The organism is Alkalihalophilus sp. As8PL (assembly GCF_040939795.1).
GTDB classification, from domain to species: Bacteria; Bacillota; Bacilli; order Bacillales; family Bacillaceae_D; genus Alkalihalophilus; species Alkalihalophilus lindianensis.
The window spans coordinates 735,597-757,267 of sequence record NZ_CP162551.1 but is presented as its reverse complement, the minus strand read 5'-3'; the positions used below and the strand labels follow the sequence as shown (position 1 = coordinate 757,267).

Genomic DNA, 21,671 nt, shown 5'->3' with positions numbered 1-21,671 from the left:
GTTCATTCTCTAGGTATCTTTTTTTTCTTATTTTTATAAAGGATGGGGTTTTATTTGAGATTACTCATAAAAAGGTAATCAAAGAGAAAGAACGATGAAACTATTTATAAAAATAAAAATAATTTATAAATAATTAGTTGAATAATCTGTATACAATGACAGTAATACAACTAGGGGGTAGATAAAAATGAATACGGTTACAAATGGGAAGGTAAAGCGATTTGTCGGAACAGAATTAAATACAAAAGGTTGGCAGCAAGAAGCCGTTTTACGTATGTTGATGAACAACCTAGATCCGGATGTTGCAGAGCGTCCAGAAGATCTTGTTGTTTATGGTGGAATCGGAAAAGCTGCTCGTAACTGGGAGAGCTTTGATGCGATTGTTGAAAGCTTGAAGAAATTAGAAGCAGACGAAACACTTCTTGTTCAATCAGGAAAGCCAGTTGTCGTCTTTAAAACCCATACAGATGCGCCTCGTGTTCTGATCGCAAACTCAAACATTGTACCAGCATATGCAAACTGGGATACGTTTCATGAGCTAGATAAAAGAGGCTTAATGATGTATGGCCAAATGACGGCTGGTAGCTGGATCTACATTGGCTCACAAGGAATTGTGCAGGGAACATATGAAACATTCGCAGAACTTGCGAAGCAAACATTTAACAACTCACTCTCTGGCACGATTACGGTAACAGCTGGACTTGGTGGCATGGGCGGGGCACAACCTCTTGCTGTGACGATGAATGGCGGTGTATGTATTGGGATTGAAGTTGATGAGACACGTATCGATCGCCGAATTGAAACGCGTTACACCGATGTGAAAGCTACAACATTGGATGAAGCGATTCGTTTAGCTGAAGAAGCGAAAGCAGCAGGGAAGCCGTTATCCATTGGACTACTTGGTAATGCAGCCGATCTTCTACCAGAGATGATTGCACGTAACTTCATTCCAGATGTTCTAACGGACCAAACATCTGCCCATGATCCATTAAATGGCTATATCCCATCAGGCATGTCATTAGAAGAGGCGGCAGAGCTAAGGACTTCTGATGAGAAAGAATACGTGAAGCGTTCAAAAGCGTCAATGGCAACACATGTGAAAGCGATGCTTGAGATGATGGCAAAGGGCGCGGTGACGTTTGATTATGGTAACAACATCCGTCAAGTAGCAAAAGACGAAGGAGTAGAGAATGCATTTGATTTCCCTGGCTTCGTTCCAGCTTATATCCGACCACAGTTCTGTGAAGGAAAAGGACCGTTCCGCTGGGTCGCATTATCAGGGGATCCTGAAGACATTTATAAAACAGATCAAGCGATCCTAAGAGAGTTTGCGGATAATGAACATTTATGCAACTGGATTCGTATGGCACAAGATAAAATTCAGTTCCAAGGCTTGCCATCGCGCATTTGCTGGTTAGGGTACGGAGAGCGCGCACGTTTTGGGAAAATCTTAAATGATATGGTCGCAAGCGGCGAATTAAAAGCACCCGTTGTTATTGGTCGTGACCACCTTGATTCAGGTTCGGTTGCTTCACCAAACCGTGAAACAGAAGGCATGAAGGATGGATCAGATGTTGTATCTGATTGGCCGATATTAAATGCGATGGTCAATGCAGTCGGCGGTGCAACATGGGTATCTGTACACCATGGCGGTGGAGTGGGTATGGGATATTCGCTACATGCTGGGGTTGTCATTGTTGCAGATGGAACAAAAGAAGCAGAAGCACGTATTGAGCGAGTCTTAACAACCGATCCAGGGATGGGTGTCGTTCGTCATGCGGATGCAGGATACGAGTTAGCGAAAAAAACTGCGCGTGAAAAAGGAATCAATATGCCAATGCTAAAGGATAACGAATAAACCTAATATTGGAAAGGAGAGATTGGATGAGTAAGCAAGCACTTTTTATACGTCATGCTAATGAAGTTATTACGCTAAAAGGAAGCTCACAAAAGCCGATGACTAAAGAGCAAATGGAAGAGCTCCATATTGTCAAAGGGGGAAGTGTCTGGTTAGAAGATGGCAAGATTCAAGCGGTTGGTCCAGATGAAGAGCTTCTAGCAACCTATCAAGATCGTCTAGATGAGGCAAAGGTCATTGATGCTACAGGTCAAGTGGTCGCACCAGGATTTGTCGACCCGCATACTCACCTCGTATTTGCTGGAAGTCGTGAAAATGAATTCAATATGCGTCTACAAGGATCGTCCTACATGGACATTATGAATGCAGGTGGAGGCATTCATGCGACGACATCTGCAACTCGTGAAGCTGATCATGAGCAACTATATACCGAAAGTAAACGTCGTCTCGATAAATTTTTAGTACACGGAGTCACGACAATTGAAGCGAAAAGTGGGTATGGCTTGTCACTAGAGCATGAATTAAAGCAACTAGAAGTGGCGAAGCGTCTCAATGAATCCCATTGCATCGATATTGTCAGCACGTTTATGGGAGCCCATGCGGTTCCGGGTGACTATAAGGAAAACCCGGAACAATTTGTGAATCTTGTGATAAATGAAATGATCCCGAAAGTAGCAGAGCTTGGCTTAGCTGAATTTAATGATGTCTTTTGTGAGCACGGTGTCTTTACGCCGGAGCAATCAAAACGAATTTTAGAAGCTGGTAGAAAGAATGGCCTAAAGCCGAAAATTCATGCAGATGAAATCGAGCCTTATGGGGGCGCTGAGACAGCAGCTGAAGTCGGTGCGGTCTCTGCAGATCACCTATTAAAAGCCTCAGATGAAGGCATGAAAATGATGGCTGAAAAGGGTGTTATTGGCGTACTACTTCCAGGGACAGCATTCTTCTTAATGGCAGAATCGGCAAACGGACGCAAGATGATTGATGCAGGTGTACCGGTTGCTCTTTCAACTGACTGCAACCCAGGCTCATCACCGACCGTTTCTTTGCCTCTGATTATGAACCTTGGTTGTTTGAAAATGGGCATGACTCCAGCAGAGGTCATCACAGCAACAACCATTAATGCCGCGCATGCCATTAACCGTGGGCATGAAGTAGGCAGCATCGAAGTTGGGAAAAAAGCAGACGTAGTCATTCTTGATGTGCCTAACTACATGCAGCTTCAATATCACTACGGGGTAAATCACACGAAAACAGTGATTAAAAATGGAGAGGTCGTCGTTGATGAAGGGAGATTAGTATGAGCAACTATCCTTACCCAATGCTAAACCCTCCTCCGTTCAGGTGGAACACAAAAAAAGAAATCACAGAGCCAAAAGTGCATGAATGGATTCAACCATTGGATGATCAGGATTCTGCGAAATGGACTCACTATGATGCCGTCATTCTCGGTGTTCCGCTTTCGCGTTCATCCATCTCTGCATCAAGTGCGAGCGAGAATCCAGAAGCATTCAGAAGAGCATGGAAATCATTTACTACGTATAATTTAGATGAAGACCTTGATTTAAGTGAGCTGCAGGTGGCCGACCTAGGAGATGTTCGTGAACATGTAACGGACATTTCCATCTGCCACGACAACATTAAAGAAGCGATGAAAGCCATTCAAACGCATCATCCCGATTCCCTTCCCATCATGATAGGGGGCGATCATTCGATTACGGCGATGCTGATCAAAGGCTATAAGGAAAGTCATCCAAGTGAGCGAATCGGCATTTTGCAACTAGATACACATTTTGATTTAAGAGATTTAACTGATAACGGGCCATCGAATGGCACGCCGATTCGTAATCTTTTAGAAAGTAAGGTCATTAACGGGAACGACGTCTACAACATTGGACTTCATGGTTTCTTTAATGCACGATCCCTCAAACAATATGCCGATGAAGTCGGACTAAACTACATCACGATGAAACAAGCGAGAAAAAAGGGGATCGAACGAGTGATTCATGAGGCCCTTGCTGAGTTGGAAACGAAAGTCGATAAAATCTACCTTACTGTCGATATGGATGTGCTTGACATCAGTGCAGGTCCAGGAGCTCCGGCATCTACTCCAGGTGGGATGTACATTCATGAATTGCTAGAAGCGGTTCAACTGGCAGGTGCTTCTAACAAAGTCTGTGCGATGGATATTGTCTGTTTGGATCCCACGAAAGACATTGCCAATGCTACGGTTAAAACTGGTGTGCATGTCATGCTGTCCTTTTTAACAGGTTATAAACTTCGACAAGAGCTGTAGCAGTAGCTCTCTTTGGGGGGCATGTAGATCGAATGGGTTATATGAGGGGGAGACGGGATGGAAAATGTAAACACATCACCAGATACGAATGCTCAGCTTCAAGCTTCACCCGAACTACATTCTTTTTCGAACTTGCTCAAGTTCTTTCTGTTTAGTGCGATTGGTATTTTTGTCTTCTTTATCCCGATCACGATAGGAGAGAGGTCAACGATTCCTCTGGATCATATCGTGCAATGGCTAACGGCGACATTCCCAACCGTGATTCCGTATTACGCTGGACTGGTGATCCTACTAGGTGCCTTGTATCCATTTATCACGAAAAGCTGGAAGAGTGATTTTACCAATATGGTGTTCTCGCTTTTTAAAGTGTTAGGGCTCCTCGTCACGGTGATGATCTTATTTAATATTGGCCCAGCATGGCTAATGGCACCAAGCATGGGACCGTTTCTCTTTGAAAAGTTGGTTATCTCGGTAGGTCTGCTTGTTCCAATTGGCGCTGTCTTTTTAGCTTTATTAGTTGGCTATGGATTGTTAGAATTTATCGGGGTGCTTATGCAGCCAATCATGCGACCGATTTGGAAAACGCCAGGTCGATCCGCAATTGATGCAGTCGCTTCGTTTGTTGGAAGCTACTCAATCGGACTGTTAATCACAAACCGTGTGTTTAAAGCCGGTAGCTATACGGTAAAAGAAGCAACGATCATCGCAACGGGTTTTTCGACGGTTTCTGTGACATTCATGATTGTTGTCGCCAATACGTTAGGGATCATGGATATATGGAACTTGTACTTCTGGACGACGCTTTTTGTGACGTTTGTCGTTACTGCAATCACTGTTCGAATTTGGCCATTAAGTAAGATTAGTGATGAGTATATTACCGAAGAAGGTAAGCCTGAGGAAGTCATTAAAGGAGATCGCCTCAAGCACGCTTGGCAAGGTGCGATGAAGGCGTCCGCAGGGTCGCCATCCTTGATCAAAAATGTAGGGGGGAACTTGAAAGATGGGTTCCTGATGACGATGAGCATTCTGCCATCGATTATGTCAATTGGATTATTAGGCCTTGTATTGGCAGAATATACGCCATTTTTTGATATCTTAGGGTATCTCTTCTATCCGTTTACAAGCCTTGTCCAACTTCCAGATGCTCTTCTTGCTTCTAAAGCAGCGGCTATTCATGTGGCGGAAATGTTCTTGCCGGCCTTACTCGTCGTTGAGGCAGAACTGGTTACAAAGTTTGTAGTTGCCGTCTTATCCGTTTCATCAATTCTCTTCTTCTCAGCATTAATTCCTTGTATTCTCTCGACCGATATTCCGATTAGTATTCCGAAATTATTGGTGATTTGGGTACAGAGAACAATTCTCTCGATTTTAATCGCTGCACCTATAGCTTATCTCTTTTTGTAAATCATGCATGAAGCCCTAAGGTAGGAGCAGTCGACCTTATGGGCTTCTTCTAGCTAGGTGTGAAATTATGAATTTTCAAACACTCGTCTCCTAAAATATGCTATCCTTAGTTGAACAATGACTTTAATCAGGTAATGTACTAGAGGGGGGCTTTGGGGTGAATGCTATTCTTTCGAAGTTTCAGCGCTTCCCATATGTGTTGTTAGTGTTGGCAACGTTTTTTTGGGGAACGAATTTTGTCTTTAGTCGGATGTTAGTAGAGTATATGCCACCGCTTCAGTTATCCTTCATCAGGTGGACGATCGCAAGCCTTGTGTTTTTGCCGTTTGTGTATAAGGAACTCAGGCAGCATGGGCCGGTGTTACTTAAGAACTGGAAGGTGCTTACGGTGATGGCGTGCACAGGGGTAGCAGGCTTTAACTCATTGATTTACATAGCGATTCAATATACGACGTCGATTAATGCCTCGCTCGTAAACTCACTTGCGCCATTATTGATTGTCATCTTATCCGTTCTCTTCTTAAAAGAGAAGTTCAAGGGAATCCAATTTGTCGGCATCATCGTCTCACTCGTTGGGGTGTTGATTGTCATAACACAAGGCAGTCTTGAGCGCTTGCTCACTTTAACCTTTAACCGAGGCGATTTAATTGTGCTAGTCGGTGTATTTTGCTGGTCTGTTTATTCGGTGGTGATGAAGAAGTACAGTGGTGGTCTTCCGAAGCGTCCGACTTTCTTAGTGACGATGTACATAGGGATGCTCGGATTGTTTCCATTCTTTTTATTTGAACGGACGTATGCTCCGGTACAGATCACGGATTTACCACCTGAGGTGATTGGAGGCGTCCTGTATTTAGCAGTGTTTCCGAGTATTGTATCCTTTGTCTGCTGGAATGAGGGGATTATTCAAGTCGGACCTGGGAAGTCGTCGAATTTTCTCCATTTAATCGTCTTGTTTACAGCTGCAATTGCGGTTCTAATAGGAGTAGAGACGGTAACGATAACACAATTTGTCGGTGGATTGGCGATCTTAACAGGGGTTATCCTGGCGTCAAATCCAGAATTTCTGTATAAATGGATCAGGCGAGAGAGGCCTGTGGAGAAGAGCGTAAGTAGGTAAGGATATCAAGTCAATAGATAAAGGAAGTGTAGAGAACGTGAAGCAAGTGTATGTTGATTACAATGCAAGCACGCCAATCGCACCAGAAGTACGTGAAGCAATGCTACCATTTTTAGAAAATCATTTCGGTAATCCGTCAGCTTTACATGCAGAAGGAGCAAACGCAAAGAAGGCTGTTCAGCATGCAAGAGAGCAGGTGGCGAGTTTTCTAAATTGCACTGATCACGAGATCATTTTCACAAGTGGTGGAAGCGAGTCCAATAACCATGTACTAAAAGGTGTATTTGAAAGCTATAGTCATCGAGGCAATCATATTATTACAACGAAGATTGAACATCCTGCCGTCATGAACCCATGTAAGTACCTTGAGTGGCATGGTGCTAGGGTCACTTATGTCGGCGTCGATCAATATGGCAGAGTCGATCCAAATGAAATCAAAGCGGCTATTACGGATGATACGATTTTAATTTCGGTGATGCATGCGAACAATGAAGTGGGGACGATTCAACCAATCGCAGAGGTTGGAAAGCTAGCAAAAGAACATAACATCTTCTTTCATACGGATGCGTCTCAATCAGTCGGGAAAGTGCCAATTGACGTTAACGAGTTACAGATTGATTTCCTAACGATAGCTGGTCATAAACTGTATGCACCAAAAGGGGTAGGAGCTCTCTTTATCCGTGATGGACTAGAGGTTGAACCATTAATTCACGGGGCAGATCATGAAAATGGACGAAGAGCTGGAACCGAGAATGTGATCTTTGCAGTTGGATTAGGCAAAGCGTGCGAATTAGCCGAAGCGACGATGGGTGAGAACGAGCAGATCCAAGCATTACGAGACTATTTTTGGGAGCAGCTACAAGCGCAATTCAACGAGCGTATTTCTTTAAATGGGCACCTAGATGAGCGCTTGCCGAATACGTTAAATGTCAATTTTATCGGACAAGTCGGTCAAGATGTCTTAGCGAAATTGCCCCAAGTAGCGGCTTCAACTGGTTCTGCTTGTCATGCAGGTGAAGTGACATTATCCCCAGTACTCGCAGCAATGGGAGTCGATCCCGAAGTAGGTAAAGGTGCGATCCGATTTAGTTTAGGGAAATACACGACGAAAGAAGAGATTGATACGGTTCTCTCTCTTTTACACGATATATAATTCAAAACGTCTAAAGATGGAGGACATGTAGATGGATATGCAATTTGGGAGCATCCTATATCAACTCGTAGCCATTCTCATACTTGTGCTGCCAATCGTCTTAATCGTCTGGCTGATTCGTTCTTCTAGTAGAAGGACTAAGCAGCTAGATCGGATCGAGGCGCAACTAATTGAATTGAATAAGAGAAGATGAGAAAGAGACGCTAATCAAATCGATTGGCGTCTTTTTCAAGCGAAATGAATGGGGAAAGGTGCTAAATTTACAAATTTTGATTAAATTTGTAAATCTGATAGAGGATTGCCCCTTTTAAGAGCGAAATATAGGTAGGGAAGAAGGATGCAACTAAACTAGTCTGAGTAATCTACCTATAAATGATGCGGCAATGCGGAACGGACATTGAATAGAGAGGGTGAAAAGAGTGTCAATTATGAAAGCGGGTTCGATACTGGAGATGTTTACTCAAAAAGAAAAGAGAGGCGCACATATCTATTACTCCTTTAATGAGAAACAAAAGTACATGAACCAGGCAAGAGACTTTTTGAGCTATGGTCTCACTCATGGCTATAAAATCATCTTTATTGATGAACAAAGTGTCTATCAAGAAGTAATAAATCAGTTATCGGATCTCTACCCCTCTGAAACGTTAAAGGATATATACTTTTATGAATGCGAAGAATTTTATTTTTCTAATTACAGGTTCGATGCAAGTAGAAACTCTGCAAAACTTTCCACTATAGTAGGACCTTTATTAGAGAATGGTGAACGAGTGATGACATGGGGACAAGTAACCTATGAGAACCATGAAGAGTTACTCGAAGAATTAAGGATGTATGAAATTAATTGTGACTTATTTATTAACACTAAGGGTCTAATCAGTGTCTGTGCCTATAATGGTCTCACAACGGCAGCATATATCCAAATAGAGTTGCTAAAAACGCATGAATATTTTATGACGGATGACGATTTTTCGATTTCTACTATGTACCATGAGAATCATTTAAAGAATCTAACGGAAATAGAGCGTAATCGCTTAATTAATATTGAAGTTGAAAATGAGAATTTAGTCATGAATAATAAGAAGTTAGCTAAGGCTAATAAATTGATCGCTAGAAAGAGATCAGAATATAGAAAGCTCCTTCAAGAAATTCCTGTAGCACTTCTCATTACAAAAGGAGAAACGTTATGTTATGCGAATGTAGAGGCGATGCAGGATTTAGTATTATCAGAGATTGATTTCAAAAAAAATAAAAGGATCTTTGATGTCCTGCATATCCAAGATAAAGAGGTTGAAAAAGAATGGATGAGGGCACTTCATTCAAATATTGATATGACCATTAAAGAAGTGGGTGTGACCTTGCATACCGGTCAAAAGAAAACGTATCGTTTGAAATCGATTTCGACTTGGTATGGGGGGGAGGAAGCAAGTATCCATGCCTTTATTGATTTGACTCAAAGTAAGGAGTATGAAAATCATCTCATCCGTTCTGAAAAATTAAATATTGCTGGGCAAATTGCAGCAGGTATTGCTCACGAAATTAAGAATCCACTCACTTCGATAAAAGGGTTTTATCATCTCATCAAAACCGGGCTCGTGAAAGATCATTTTTATACAATCATTGATGATGAGCTTGATCGAATTGAACAAATAGCAAATGAGTTTCTGATTTTAGCCAAGCCACATTTAGAAGCCAATAGTATCCATGCGATTGATCAGATCATTGAAGAGGTCAAAACGCTTTTAGAAACGCAGGCGATAATGAAAGGGATTGAAATTACGACGACTTATGATGACGGTCCCTTGCTCGTAGACTGTGAGGAAACGAAAATTAAACAATTATTTGTCAACCTCATTAAAAATTCACTTGAAGCCATGAATCATGGACACATTGAAATTAAAGTGAGTAAAAGGGAAGAAGATGTTGAAGTTAAAGTGATTGATGATGGTCATGGGATCTCAGCGGACAACCTCAGAAAAATCAATGAACCATTTTTCACAACAAAAAAAACCGGTACAGGTCTCGGCTTACTAATTTGTGATAAAATCATCAACTCCCATGGGGGCTCTAAATACATTGAAAGTGAAGAAGGAGTTGGAACCACTTTTACGGTAAGATTTCCTTCAGTACAAGATATGCTTTCACCTGAATATCATTGAGCTCGTTTATAACCAAAAACACTCAAACCATTTTTGAGTGTTTTCGTGTTTAGCTTTGGTTCTTTTGCATTTTTAAAAAGATGTTTGTAATGAATTTGGAGAATAGAAAAACGGCACAATAACCGAGTAGAAGATGGAAGTATGTAACGCCCTTGTTTAATTCAAAAAAATGATGTGCGGTGATAATTGGCTTAAATAGGAACGCTAATACTAAGGAAAGAATAAATGAGTAAAGGTAAAAGTTCTTATGATGATTCAATGTCCATTGATATACTAACATAAATGCTACGGGGACCAAGGTAGCATCTAATGAAATGTTTCCTGATAGAAATGGTACAAGCTCATATGGATATCCCCACAACCCAAATCGATCGCCCGCACTGTCTTGATAACCGAACCAAACGTGGATGTTAAATCCGTAAAAGCCTAATAAGAACATTTTTCTTCTATCAATGAAAAAGTAAAGAATGATTAGTGGGGCAATAAACCATAGTAACAGCAGAACCCAAAATTCAAACGTGTCAAAGCCAGTATATAAGTTCCAGTACTCTATATTTAAGTGAGTTACCTGTTCTTTTAAAGACTGTATTTTCTCGTATAGCTCAAATTGATCTTGGTCCATAACTTTCTCCATGCGATACACCCCTCATGCAGTTGCTTTACTTATAGATTTACAATTAAAGATCAAATTATGTAGGATCGTTCATAAGATTGTGGGTGGAGGAGATGTCATGTCATCTAAACTGAATGACAAGCTACTTATCATAAGTGTAGTGTTCTGTGCTCTATCATTATTCTGATTCCAAGCCGGTTCAATACCGATGGGATGGGGAGATATATATGGATACCCGGTTACTACGGTCACCATTTATCAGCACCAACCAAGCAGCCAATGGTTTAGTACGATTTTTTCGCTGGAAATGATGGCTTATCGATCAATCCGCTTAGCTTTGTGATAAAGGCATGGTTTATTTTCTTTCTCATCAGGTTCCTCGTTAGGAAATACCTAAGTAGAAGTCAGGGGTAAAAGATAAAGGTTAGATCGTTTAAATTTTATTGATGTGAGCTCTGTTTTTTATCTAAGAAGCGTATCCATCCAATAAATCCGCGAACAAGCCAAAAGGTAAACGAAAAAACAGAAAACGAATAATAGCCATTCCACCCTTTTCTGAATCTGACTAAGTTTGTATGCTTCTCGAGCCAATTTTCAATGAGTGCCATTGGTCCACTAAATAGGAATACACTTAATATCATTTTTAAAGGTTTCATTTTATAAGTAAATTGGTTGTATATCACACACGACAAAGGGAACAAGACATACAAAAATATAATGTTAGAATCAAATGCTTTAGGAAAGTAGCGATGGGGATATTGCACATATTTTTTATTAACAACAGGCCCATCCAATAAGGTAGACACTAATGTTTTACATAAATAGATCATAAACCAATCTTTTAATGCACCTTTTTTCCTGAAAAGCAAAAACAAACCACTCAGCCCTAGTGCTGTAATGATATTTAAAATCGTTTTATCCTTCATATTATCACCACCTTACTTAGTAGGGTGGCTTATTTTGAACATGTTATGATTGGAAAATAATATGGAATTACAGGAGAAAGGGCAGTCTTTATGCTGATAAAAGAAAGGGTAGCTTTTGACATAAGGTTCTTTTCCTATGTAAATAAAGGGGAAAATCTTAGTATCTGATGCTCTATCTTAAAAACCATGTTGTTTACAACACGTATAAAAGCTTATGTATGTTAATAAGTAAGTTTTGGATAAAGTTTTTATTCTTGCACAAACTACATATGTGCAAAATCCTCATAAAAGAGGAGTCTCATATATACCGTTCAATTATATGGAGTGTTATTATGGGAGAATTGCCACAGTGAGCCATTGCATTACGGCAAGATAATTTTAATGGGGTGTACATTTATGACCATAGAACAAAAAGAAACATTAAAAGAAGCTTTAGAAAACGCAGATAAGGCTGTATACTCTACCCAAATGGGAAGCAACAAAGATAATCTTGGGTTTTCACAACAAGCAATCGATCGAGTAGAACAATTACTGAAAGTCGAAAATGATCATTCTCCTGAACACCAACGGGCTAAAGATATGCTGCGCCTCTTAAAAGAAACACAAGCGGCTATGAATTCAAATAGAAATTAAGAAGAGCTCCTAAGGGGGGCTCTTTCTTTTTATATAAACAAAACCATACATTCTTGTCCTACAACCATTATGTAATGAATAGAATGGATAAAAAGATAATGTGGAGGAGAATGTATGAATTCTATTTTAACGTATGTATTCTTAGGTGTATCATTAGCAGCCCCAATAGGGCCAGTTAATGCTGCACAGTTGAATAAGGGGTTGCGTCTCGGATTCGGACATGCTTGGATTTTCGGACTAGGGGCCCTCATTGCTGATATTTGCTATATGTTATTAGTATATATGGGCATGATTCACTTTATAGATCAACCATTTATGAAGGCATTTCTCTGGCTTTTCGGTTTTTTTGTTTTAACATATACCGGCATGGAAAGTATATTAAAGACCACTAAAACCTCCTTTGTAGATGGGGAAAGAGGAAAGTCAACAATGCTCGGGTCATTCAACTCTGGATTCTTGCTTTCTATATCCAATCCATTAACCATTCTTTTTTGGCTGGGTATTTATGGGTCGGTATTAGCGAAAGCAGCCTCCTCCTTTACCAGCTTACAATTGGGCATCTACAGCCTAGCCATTATTTGTGGAATACTTTTATGGGATGTATTCATGGCTACCATCTCTAGTGTAGCCAGAAATATATTAAATACGAAATTTCTACTAATACTCTCCTTGATATCTTCTCTTTCTATGATTGGATTTGGCATTTATTTTGGAATACAGGCATTTACACTTCTATTTCTTTAAATAGTGACCGCTGTGCATATAAAATCCTGAAATATATGGCCCTAAAAGCATGTGAGCAACGGCTACAAAAATATGATAAGCAGAACTCTTTGTAAAATGTACCCTGTAGAGTAGATACTTGAAAAAGACTACTCAACAGGGTCTTTTTATGTACGATTAAAATCAATACAGTAGTAAATATTAGAACGGGTTTCTTAGGCTTGGCTTCATGCTGAAGTCTTTATTATAAAGAAAGCTACAATTTCAACCTTTTTTATCCTTACAATTTAAATATACAAACAGACTTGCATAAAATCCCCGAATAACTTCAACTATAGTACCTATAATAAAGATGTGTGTGAAAGAAAGAGGCTAATAAAGTAGGAAAGGATGTGGTGAAAATGGGTAAAAGCGAGGAAAATCCTTCAACAGATGACGCGGTGATGCAGATGCTGCTTGATCTTTCAGATCAAGACGGTATTGAAATAGGTGTCACATTAAATATGAATGGTACAGTGGTAGCAGGAATGCTTATAAGTCCGCTAACGTATTATGAAGGATTAATTGCGTCTGCAGATAGTGTTACAAATAGTACTCTGGCACAAGTACTACATAAAAAATTTTCAGATCTAAAAGAAGCTTTTCTGAGTGAAAAACAAGAACAAGAAAAAAGCGATAAAGAAATGATTGCAACATTTATTCATCTAAAAGATGCATTCTATCTATCCTCAGAGTCTCATTCTTTCCCTAAAGGTCAAGCATGGTGGCGTGGGAGGATTGACTCGATTGATGGATTTTCAATCTCATTATAGATGTAATGGACTTCAAAAACGGAGAAACGCTTTGGAGACGAAAGGTGAAAATCATCTGGTAAAAGTGAAAGCTTTGGTCAAAGTGTAAAACCAAGAAAGTAAGCTATGGTAGTAAAGCAAAAAGGAGAATAATATGGCAAAGGCTAATTGCAGTTCGCAAAAAGGAAAACAACCAACAGCAGGTGATATGGCCTGGTGGCAATTATCCATAATAGGAATTGGATGTACGATTGGAATCGGTTTTTTCCTGGGAGCTGCTTTAGGCATAAAGCATGCAGGAGCTTCCGTTATCTATTCTTTTCTTATAGGTGCTGTGGGAACTTACATCGTTTACAGCAGGTTAGCTAAAATGACTATAAGAGACCCACAGGAAGGTTCATTTTGTTATTACGCCAATAAAGCTTTTGGTAAATGGGCCGGGTTCAGTTGCGGTTGGACTTATTGGTGGGCAAACGTACTTATTATGGGCAGCCAGCTAACTGCTCTAGGCCTGCTTAGTCAATTTTGGTTCCCTGAAGTTCCGCTTTGGATTTTTTCAGCAGGGTATGCCATTTTATCCTTTATAATTGTTATGTTTGGTACTAAGGGTTTCGATAAGATGGAAGATTTGTTTGCGACCATTAAGGCTGCGGCAATTCTTATGTTTATTATTATTGCATTGGGCATTTATTTTGGCTGGATTAATAGCAATGGTGGTTCGCCCAACTTTCCTAATTCGATGAAAGAATGGCTTCCTAATGGGCTAAAGGGAGTTTGGGCTTCACTTATTTATGCTTATTACGCATATGGGGGCATTGAAGTTATCGGGCTTATGGCTATGCAGTTGAAAAAGAAAGAAGATACATTGAAGTCGGGAAAAATCATGATGTTATTTTTAGTTATCATCTATGTTGGATCTTTGGCACTTGCAGTGAGTCTAGCTTCCTATGCCAATTTCAACGAAAAAGAAAGCCCTTTTGTGACAGCACTGGCCAATTATAACCTTGAATTTTTCCCTCATGTCTTTAACGGTGCAATTATCATCGCAGGGTTTTCAACTATGACCGCAGCGCTATTTGGGGTCACCACGCTTTTGGTCATTTTAGCCAAAGACGGGGATGCTCCTAAGCTCTTTCAGAAGAAACTACAATTCAAAGAAATGCCGCTCCCATCGCTGCTACTTGGAATGGTAGGGTTGTCAGGGTCAATTATCGTTGCCTTCTTATTACCAGGCAAAGTGTTCGAATATATTACAACAGCTGCAGGATTACTATTATTATATAACTGGATGTTTATCATCTTTTCCTCTTTCCGATTACAGAAAGAAGGAAAAATTATATCATCCATCGGACTCGCCCTGCTTTTAATAGCTATAAGCGGAACACTAGTCGAAAAAACAGTCCGCAACGGCTTCTATATTAGTCTCCTCTTCGTAGGTCTAATCAGCATCATTACACTTATTATGAAGAAAAAGTGGGACAAAGCAGGGAAAAAGAAACTTAAGTATAGTTAATGGGGGATAGGAATTAGAAAAGCGATTCGACTGTTGGGGAATTATTAAAGGTCTTTATATGTGATTTGAAGTAATCTAGAACCATTAATCGATTGGGTCATAGCTGTAGGGGAATATGAAGAAACGATTGAATTTTAAGTGTCTGGTCATTTGTTGAGCGGCCTTTCTCTCCTCCGATGTGATAAATATTAAAGCAAAAGCTTGTATGTGCGAGATCTGCTCACATATGAGCGATATCCTCTATTTATGAGCGGGATCAGCCCATTTATGCGCGAGATACGCAGGATATGAGCGATACTTTAAACATATGAGCGAGCCCGCCTCAACCACCCTTTATATGAGCGAAATTCCCCCTCAACGATTTATTAAGGAAAAAACATCAAAAAAAGTTGATATAATATCTTGCTTTTTCCTTAGATTGGTATTATGATCAATATATCAAAAAAAATTGATGGAGATGGAGTGAAAGAATGGAACGATCAATCCCATTAGTGATGACGGATGAACAAACGGATTTTTCCTATTATGAGAAGCGCTTCAAGGCATTGGCTGACCAAAAGCGATTGCATTTGCTTTCGATTCTTTGCAAGCAGGGAGCAAGTTGTGTATGTGATCTAACAGAACTTTTAGACCTACCACAATCGAAGTTATCTTATCATTTAAAAATCCTACTTGATGCGGATCTAATTGAAAAAACGAAAAAGGGTACATGGAATTATTATCATATCAATACAGATACGGTTGATCATTTATTATCAGAACAACTATGTTGTCTGTTTCGTCCAGCTACTTCATCGTAAGTTGGACTTATTCTTTACATATTATATCAAAAAAAATTGATATATTAAGAGGTGGTTGAAATGATTGAAGTGGTAAAAAGCTTTGTTGTTATTGCTCTTCAATTAACGGTTTTATTTGTTGGGGTGTCTTTTCTTCTAAATTTGTTTCAAAGTTACATTCCCTATGAAGCAATTGAGAAGAAATTAAAAATGTCTCATCCGTTGTTAGGAGGGGGGATCGCTTTGTTTTTTGCCTTTATCACACCATTTTGTTCCTGTTCCACTATTCCTGTTGTGGTCAATTTGCTAAAAAATGGCGTCCGCTTCGGAATTGTAATGATCTTCTTATTTGCCTCTCCAGTATTAGACCCAACGATCTTGACGATTATGACGGTGATTATGGGATGGCAAGTCACATTGATCTATATCGTTATTACAGCAAGCTTATCTCTAATAATCGGCTTGTCTTTAGAGGTCTTTGGGTTTGAAAAGTCAGTCAAACAAGTAGTGATGAGAGGCTATGAACAAGGCAGTAAAACGTTTTCCTTAAAGCATGCGTGGAAGGAAACCGTTGCTTTAATGAAGTCGGTCTATCCTTATTTAATCATTGGCGCATTGATTGGGGCCATTATTCATGGTGTCGTTCCAGCAGAGTTTATTAGTGCTCACTTTGGTGGAGATGCTTGGTGGTTGATTCCGATTGCTGCGGTTATTGGCATTCCATTATACATTCGGTTATCGAGCATGATTCCGATTTCGCAAATTCTTATTATGAATGGGATGGCGCTTGGGCCCGTTATGGCAATGATGATTAGTTCAGCAGGGGCAAGTCTTCCTGAACTGGTTTTATTGAAAACGATTTTTAACAAATCACTTATTGCTGTGTTTGTCTTATCGGTTATTACGATGTCAACGATTTCAGGATTTGTCTTTTACTTATTATAAAAAGGAGCGGTAAAATGAGAAAATTAATTGGGTACTTACAGTCAAAAGGGCTCTGGATGGTTAAGTGCTGCCAACATACCAAAGCTCAAATTGAAGAACTTATTCGTCATGATCAAGTCGAAAAGGATCATGAAATAATGAAAACAAAAATGTATCAACATCATTATTAAAAGGAGGAATGAGAATGTTAAAGAAATTAACTCAACTATTACAGCCTAAACCGAAAAAAGAAAAAGGTTCATGTTGTAATGTGGTTATTGAAGAAGTGAAGGGACAAAGTGAATGCTGCGAGAAGAGTAGGGAGAAGTAGAGAGAGATCTTAACTGAATAGTCGTTTCACCTTAAAAGCAGTCTAACTCACATAAAAAGTTGACTGCTTTTTTGTAATTGCGCTTTTCTCGATCTTTAATTATTTTCTAATCACCAATAGCACTTGCGTAATAATCGCCAAAATCGGCAACTCGAGTAATGGTCCGATGACGAGGGCTAAGGCGACTAATGGTTGGTCTGAAAAAGCGGTCATCGCAATTGCTAAGGCGATCGGTGAGTTTCTAGCGAGCGTTGTCAAACTAAGACTAGCGCGATCAGAAAATGGGAACTTCATCAGCTTTCCAACTTGTTGACTGATGATGAAATTTATAACGAAGAACAAGAGAATCGGTAAAAGCATTTTCCACATCAAGTCTAGGTTAGCAAGTAGCATCTGCCCTTGTGAAGCAAACATTGCGACAATGGCTAGGCTTAAAAACAGGATCGGCAACACGCTAAAAGTAGAAATGAGATTATCATATAAATGTTGCTTGTTTCTGAGCACCCCTTTGGTTAAAAGTGCTAAGACGAGAGGGACAAGTAAGACTAGAACAATACTTTCTATTAAAAAAGTAGGGTTAATAACACCCGTTTTCCCCCCGAAGATCAGTAGGTAGACAGGCAACAGGATCACTTGCAAAAAGAGGTTCAATGGTAAGATGGCGGTTGATAGGGCGACATTTCCTTTTGCGATACCTGTGAAAATTAAATACCAATCTGTACAAGGTGTCACCATTAACATAATAAAGCCTAGGTACAAGGCAGGGTTGTCTGCTAAGAAGACCATCGCAAGGAGCCACGCTAAAACAGGTGTCCAAATAAAGTTGATCAACAAGCTAGTATAGGTGAATTTTATGTTTCGAAACGCTTTTGTAATTTTAGTAAGGGGAATTTGCAGAAACGTGATGTAGAGCATTGCGACTAATAGCGGCATAATTACAAGATCGGCCTGCTGTTCGAACACATTCACTTGACCAAGAGCTATACCTAGAACGACGGCTATAAAAATAATAAAGGAATATGCTTTTTCAATTATACTCATATAAATCACACCTGATGATGAAAGTTTTAATGCCATTACATAGTATCATAATTGGGGCAGTAGTGAGGGCTGCTTGAAATAAAAGGAGTTAAGAAGACATGTGCAGAATTTATAAGAGAGGTGATAAGCAGGAATGAGAGGATGGCAAATTGATGTTCTTAGTATGTTATTGACACTTGCGCTTTTATTACTTATATTCTCTCCTTTGATTTTTTCAAGAAGACAAGTGGAGTCAAAAATAGAGTTTGGCTGGAAGCATGTATTGAAGTCAAAATGGTTTGGCATTCCATTCATCTTTCTTTTGTTACTAACCGATTTTTCCACGCTTACCTTAGGATATATTCTTATAGTGATGGTTTCAGCGCTCATGGTTTCATTTTTGCTTTCATTTATCGTTCATCTTTTTAGAACAAAGCGATTCATAGAATAATTTAGAGGGGAGAGTCATTTGAAAAAGAAACCTGCCTTATTAAAGGACGCATGTACTTGTTCGTAAAGAAGATTGCTTTCTTGTACTTTGTAGAATGTTATGGTGAGGGGTAACGAAGGTAGTTGTCTTACATGAAGCGTAAAGCTTTTAAACAAAAGGAGGAAGTACATATTAAATGAAAGAGTTAATACAAAGGGTTGAAACGATCTTCGTGAAGTCCCGTCTACGCTTTCCACTTTACCTTCTTACGGTAATAACAGGTGTCGGCTTCTTTATAGCACCAGAACTCATCGAACCAACCATTTTTATCGCGTGTTTAGGATTGCTTCTCATTATGGAGAGCATTCATCCAGAGGCGTACCGGGCTTTATTTTTTGAGCCGGTAACGAGTTTTTTTTCGAAAAAAGTACAGCTGCCCCTAATTATTATACTAAGTATTTGTGTAGTGAGCGTAGGGTTGTTTTTTCTAGTGATAGTAATCGCGGTAGGATTGGCACGCTTCTACAACTAAAAACGACAGTGGGTCATGGTGCTGAGACAATAACCTCACCTAAAAGTTGTATATCCTTATAGATGAGCTCTTTAATCTGAGCCTCTTCACATCTTTTATATTCATTCATTAATAGATACATTTCCTTGAGAAATATTATCATTTCTTCATGAGAAATCATCATCAAGATCCCCCTTAATGTGATTTTAGAACTAGTCTCCCTTTAATTATATGGGATTAAAGATTGTACGTAAATAGTAAATGTAGGTAATAAGTATCGTTTTAATAAAAATAGAAAAAGGGCATAAAATGCCCTTTATTCTTTACCTTTTACATGTAGTGGAGGTGGAATTAACCAACCTTTTTCTTTGTTCAATTTAAGTACTTTTGCACCGAATTGAGCTTTAGCTTGGTGGAACTGTCCATACATCATCGCGATATCTTCTCGAATCGATTGGCCCATTGCTTGACTACAAGCTACTAAGCCAGCTCCTACATCTTTAGAAAGGGCAGCACTGATTTCGGGATCAGTAAAGCGCGCTCCAACGGGAATATCTTCTAGGTTAGCCAAAGGACGATCAGGGGAAGCTGCAGGTAAACCAATTCCATTCGCTTTTAAAAGTTCTTCTAATTGATGGTTTTCATTTTGAAGAGCTTGAATTCCTTCTTCTAGAAGCTTTTTTAAATCTCCATCACCAGCATGATGAGTAAATGCTTGATATCCAGCAATCATACCGTTGTTCCCAAGTAAATTAGTCCAAGCAGCAAATACCTCACCATAATGCATCGGTTCATCTTGTGGGTTACCACTTAATATACCCATAAAAACACTCCTCGCTAATTTTTGTATATTCATTGTTGGCCTCTTTTCCATGAATTTCAGCTAACAAGTAATAGTTTTAGCTGAAATGGGATTATTATTCATATATGTCATAATTAAACAGATTTAGAGGATAAGCTCCTACTTCTCTTTAGAAACTCTTCCTGATTTTCTCGCTCAGCAGCATAACGCGGGTGAAATTTGGATGTAGTCAGTTGTTTTATTTCTTCTATTTTAGAAGGATTGGCTGGTGCTGGTTCGATCTCTTTGATCTGATGATTGAATAGCTTGCCGGTCACTCCTTTAAACTCATTTGCGGTACAGAGGGTGAAGTAACAGTCTGCCATTTTTTCAGGAGGAGGGAAGTAGAGATTTTGAATTATCGCTGCAACTCTCCATGCAGGCTTGAATTTTTTTAGGGTCTCCTTAGACATTCTTGCTCCATTAATTTGCAAAGCATTCACGCTGATGTTGTCAGCTTTCAACTGCTCAGCTAATAGAAATGTTAGCATCACAAGAGCCATTTTTGAGTCGCAATAATGCTGATACACGCTATAGGGTTTCTCCCCTTTATAGGGACCTATAACGTTCTCCCACTGAATTGTTCGTTGTGGGTTGAAGAAATGCTTAATGATTGTACTTGAAGCATGAAGAATTCGTGCGTCAGAAGAACGTGAAAGTAGCTCTTTTAGTAAAGTAGTCATGTAAAAAGGTCCAACCGTATTAGTCGCAAAGGTGAGTTCAATTCCGTCCTCTGAAAGGCGATGACCTTCACCATGATTGAAATAGGCTGCATTATGAATGAGAATGTCGAGCTTATCATAACGCTTCTTCAGCTCTTTGCAGCACTCACGAATGGACCTTTGTGAGGACATATCCACCTCGAACAGCTCCACTCGAGTATTCGCTGATTGCTGCTGAATCTCCGTTAAGGCTTGCTGACCAGACTTTTTATTTCTGCATGCCATTAAGACAGTGAGTCCTGCTTTGGCAAATTGTAAAGCAGCAGCTTTTCCGATTCCTGAATTGGCCCCAGTAATCAAAACAATCCGATTGTCCACGTCCATTCCTCATTTCGTCTTTATTGTTTAGCACTTGCAATCAACGCTGTGGCTGTATCCTCGAGCATAGTAATGATTATTTTTTCATCAAACTCAAGCAACCTGTTGGCAATCATAACACCCAGTCCGACCTGGAAGACTCTCATCTTCAGAAAGAGATCCTTTAACAGTTCTTCATTCAGCCCATCGAGATCCGCGTCCTCTTTCATCATCTCAATCAAATCCAAGCCTATTTCTTGATCAAATTCATCCATATAACTAGTTGGCTTCAACACGAAGTCCTTGTAGATCTCGCTATATTCATTCGCAAAGCGTAAGCTCGCTAATCCGATATCATAAAAGGAATGTCCTGTGTTTTCTGCTTGTACCATTTCTTTGCTAATGGCTGCAATCCTTTTGACAACTGCTCTCTTTAAATCCTCCACATGCTTGAAATTGACATAAAGAGGCGCGATCGAACTACCAATCTTATCGGCTACTTTACGAATTGAAATGCTTTCAAGTCCTTCTACTTTGGCGATTTCAAACGCAGCCTCGATGATTTGTGCCTTAGAAAACTTAGGCTTAGGTGGCATAACATTCCCTCCTATATTATATAATACATGTTATATA

Annotated in this window: 25 protein-coding genes; 18 read left to right on the top strand and 7 right to left on the bottom strand. The window is 39.7% G+C overall.

Annotation, left to right across the window (positions count from 1 at the left end):
- Positions 1–187 precede the first annotated feature (187 nt).
- The 8 genes from hutU to AB3N04_RS05325 all read left to right on the top strand — a co-directional run bounded on the left by hutU (position 188) and on the right by AB3N04_RS05325 (position 9,984).
- Entirely contained in the window at positions 188–1,858 is a 1,671-nt protein-coding gene (gene hutU / locus AB3N04_RS05360) for a urocanate hydratase (RefSeq protein WP_368505077.1), read from the top strand.
- A gap of 26 nt (positions 1,859–1,884) precedes the next feature.
- Positions 1,885–3,162, top strand: a complete 1,278-nt coding sequence (hutI, locus tag AB3N04_RS05355; protein ID WP_368505076.1) for an imidazolonepropionase — start codon at positions 1,885–1,887, stop codon at positions 3,160–3,162.
- Positions 3,159–4,154, top strand: coding sequence for an agmatinase family protein (locus tag AB3N04_RS05350; RefSeq protein ID WP_368505075.1), 996 nt, complete (start codon positions 3,159–3,161; stop codon positions 4,152–4,154). The genes hutI and AB3N04_RS05350 overlap by 4 nt, the downstream gene beginning before the upstream one ends.
- Before the next feature lie 57 nt (positions 4,155–4,211).
- On the top strand, positions 4,212–5,558 hold the full coding sequence (locus AB3N04_RS05345) for a YjiH family protein (RefSeq protein WP_368505074.1): 1,347 nt from the start codon (positions 4,212–4,214) through the stop codon (positions 5,556–5,558).
- Between the two features lie 157 nt (positions 5,559–5,715).
- A complete protein-coding gene (locus AB3N04_RS05340; RefSeq protein ID WP_368505073.1) occupies positions 5,716–6,675 on the top strand; it encodes a DMT family transporter in 960 nt (319 codons plus the stop codon).
- A 37-nt stretch (positions 6,676–6,712) separates the two neighbouring features.
- On the top strand, positions 6,713–7,828 hold the full coding sequence (locus tag AB3N04_RS05335; RefSeq protein ID WP_368505072.1) for a cysteine desulfurase family protein: 1,116 nt from the start codon (positions 6,713–6,715) through the stop codon (positions 7,826–7,828).
- Positions 7,829–7,859: 31 nt separating this feature from the next.
- Positions 7,860–8,021 (top strand): hypothetical protein, encoded by a 162-nt coding sequence (locus AB3N04_RS05330; RefSeq protein ID WP_368505071.1) that lies wholly within the window; start codon positions 7,860–7,862, stop codon positions 8,019–8,021.
- Positions 8,022–8,256: 235 nt separating this feature from the next.
- Entirely contained in the window at positions 8,257–9,984 is a 1,728-nt protein-coding gene (locus tag AB3N04_RS05325; RefSeq protein ID WP_368505994.1) for an ATP-binding protein, read from the top strand.
- 49 nt (positions 9,985–10,033) lie between these two features.
- On the opposite strand, the gene AB3N04_RS05320 is transcribed toward AB3N04_RS05325, so the two are convergent.
- Positions 10,034–10,618 carry a CBO0543 family protein gene (locus AB3N04_RS05320; RefSeq protein WP_368505070.1) on the bottom strand — a complete coding sequence of 195 codons (585 nt, stop codon included), beginning with the start codon at positions 10,616–10,618 and terminating at the stop codon, positions 10,034–10,036.
- Positions 10,619–11,037: 419 nt separating this feature from the next.
- Positions 11,038–11,523, bottom strand: coding sequence for a CBO0543 family protein (locus AB3N04_RS05315; RefSeq protein WP_368505069.1), 486 nt, complete (start codon positions 11,521–11,523; stop codon positions 11,038–11,040).
- Between the two features lie 396 nt (positions 11,524–11,919).
- On the opposite strand from AB3N04_RS05315, the gene AB3N04_RS05310 reads away from it, so the two are divergent.
- From AB3N04_RS05310 to AB3N04_RS05275, 8 genes are all read left to right on the top strand, one after another.
- Positions 11,920–12,156: a hypothetical protein gene (locus AB3N04_RS05310; protein ID WP_368505068.1), complete on the top strand. Its 237-nt coding sequence runs from the start codon at positions 11,920–11,922 to the stop codon at positions 12,154–12,156.
- Positions 12,157–12,270: 114 nt separating this feature from the next.
- Positions 12,271–12,900 (top strand): LysE family transporter, encoded by a 630-nt coding sequence (locus tag AB3N04_RS05305; protein WP_368505067.1) that lies wholly within the window; start codon positions 12,271–12,273, stop codon positions 12,898–12,900.
- Between the two features lie 380 nt (positions 12,901–13,280).
- Positions 13,281–13,691, top strand: coding sequence for a gas vesicle accessory protein GvpU (gvpU, locus tag AB3N04_RS05300; protein ID WP_368505066.1), 411 nt, complete (start codon positions 13,281–13,283; stop codon positions 13,689–13,691).
- Positions 13,692–13,824: 133 nt separating this feature from the next.
- Positions 13,825–15,183 carry an amino acid permease gene (locus AB3N04_RS05295; RefSeq protein ID WP_368505065.1) on the top strand — a complete coding sequence of 453 codons (1,359 nt, stop codon included), beginning with the start codon at positions 13,825–13,827 and terminating at the stop codon, positions 15,181–15,183.
- Between the two features lie 470 nt (positions 15,184–15,653).
- Positions 15,654–15,983 (top strand): ArsR/SmtB family transcription factor, encoded by a 330-nt coding sequence (locus tag AB3N04_RS05290; protein WP_368505064.1) that lies wholly within the window; start codon positions 15,654–15,656, stop codon positions 15,981–15,983.
- A gap of 60 nt (positions 15,984–16,043) precedes the next feature.
- Entirely contained in the window at positions 16,044–16,907 is an 864-nt protein-coding gene (locus AB3N04_RS05285) for a permease (RefSeq protein ID WP_368505063.1), read from the top strand.
- Positions 16,908–16,921: 14 nt separating this feature from the next.
- Complete coding sequence (locus tag AB3N04_RS05280) at positions 16,922–17,077, top strand: hypothetical protein (RefSeq protein ID WP_368505062.1); 156 nt, start codon at positions 16,922–16,924, stop codon at positions 17,075–17,077.
- Between the two features lie 14 nt (positions 17,078–17,091).
- The gene (locus AB3N04_RS05275) at positions 17,092–17,217 is read left to right on the top strand and encodes a hypothetical protein (RefSeq protein ID WP_368505061.1); all 126 of its coding nucleotides are present in this window, start codon (positions 17,092–17,094) and stop codon (positions 17,215–17,217) included.
- Between the two features lie 99 nt (positions 17,218–17,316).
- On the opposite strand, the gene AB3N04_RS05270 is transcribed toward AB3N04_RS05275, so the two are convergent.
- Positions 17,317–18,258, bottom strand: coding sequence for an arsenic resistance protein (locus AB3N04_RS05270; protein ID WP_368505060.1), 942 nt, complete (start codon positions 18,256–18,258; stop codon positions 17,317–17,319).
- Between the two features lie 133 nt (positions 18,259–18,391).
- Here AB3N04_RS05270 and AB3N04_RS05265 point away from each other — a divergent pair, with 133 nt between their 5' ends.
- Both AB3N04_RS05265 and AB3N04_RS05260 read left to right on the top strand, forming a co-directional pair.
- Positions 18,392–18,688, top strand: coding sequence for a hypothetical protein (locus AB3N04_RS05265; RefSeq protein WP_368505059.1), 297 nt, complete (start codon positions 18,392–18,394; stop codon positions 18,686–18,688).
- A 175-nt stretch (positions 18,689–18,863) separates the two neighbouring features.
- Complete coding sequence (locus AB3N04_RS05260; RefSeq protein WP_368505058.1) at positions 18,864–19,199, top strand: hypothetical protein; 336 nt, start codon at positions 18,864–18,866, stop codon at positions 19,197–19,199.
- Between the two features lie 13 nt (positions 19,200–19,212).
- Here the strand turns inward: AB3N04_RS05260 and AB3N04_RS05255 are convergent, their stop codons facing one another.
- The 4 genes from AB3N04_RS05255 to AB3N04_RS05240 form a co-directional block, all read right to left on the bottom strand.
- Positions 19,213–19,362, bottom strand: a complete 150-nt coding sequence (locus tag AB3N04_RS05255) for a hypothetical protein (RefSeq protein ID WP_368505057.1) — start codon at positions 19,360–19,362, stop codon at positions 19,213–19,215.
- Positions 19,363–19,494: 132 nt separating this feature from the next.
- Positions 19,495–20,001 carry a DUF3231 family protein gene (locus tag AB3N04_RS05250; RefSeq protein WP_368505056.1) on the bottom strand — a complete coding sequence of 169 codons (507 nt, stop codon included), beginning with the start codon at positions 19,999–20,001 and terminating at the stop codon, positions 19,495–19,497.
- 113 nt (positions 20,002–20,114) lie between these two features.
- On the bottom strand, positions 20,115–21,059 hold the full coding sequence (locus AB3N04_RS05245) for an SDR family NAD(P)-dependent oxidoreductase (protein ID WP_368505055.1): 945 nt from the start codon (positions 21,057–21,059) through the stop codon (positions 20,115–20,117).
- 20 nt (positions 21,060–21,079) lie between these two features.
- Positions 21,080–21,634, bottom strand: coding sequence for a TetR/AcrR family transcriptional regulator (locus AB3N04_RS05240; RefSeq protein WP_368505054.1), 555 nt, complete (start codon positions 21,632–21,634; stop codon positions 21,080–21,082).
- Positions 21,635–21,671: the final 37 nt, after the last annotated feature.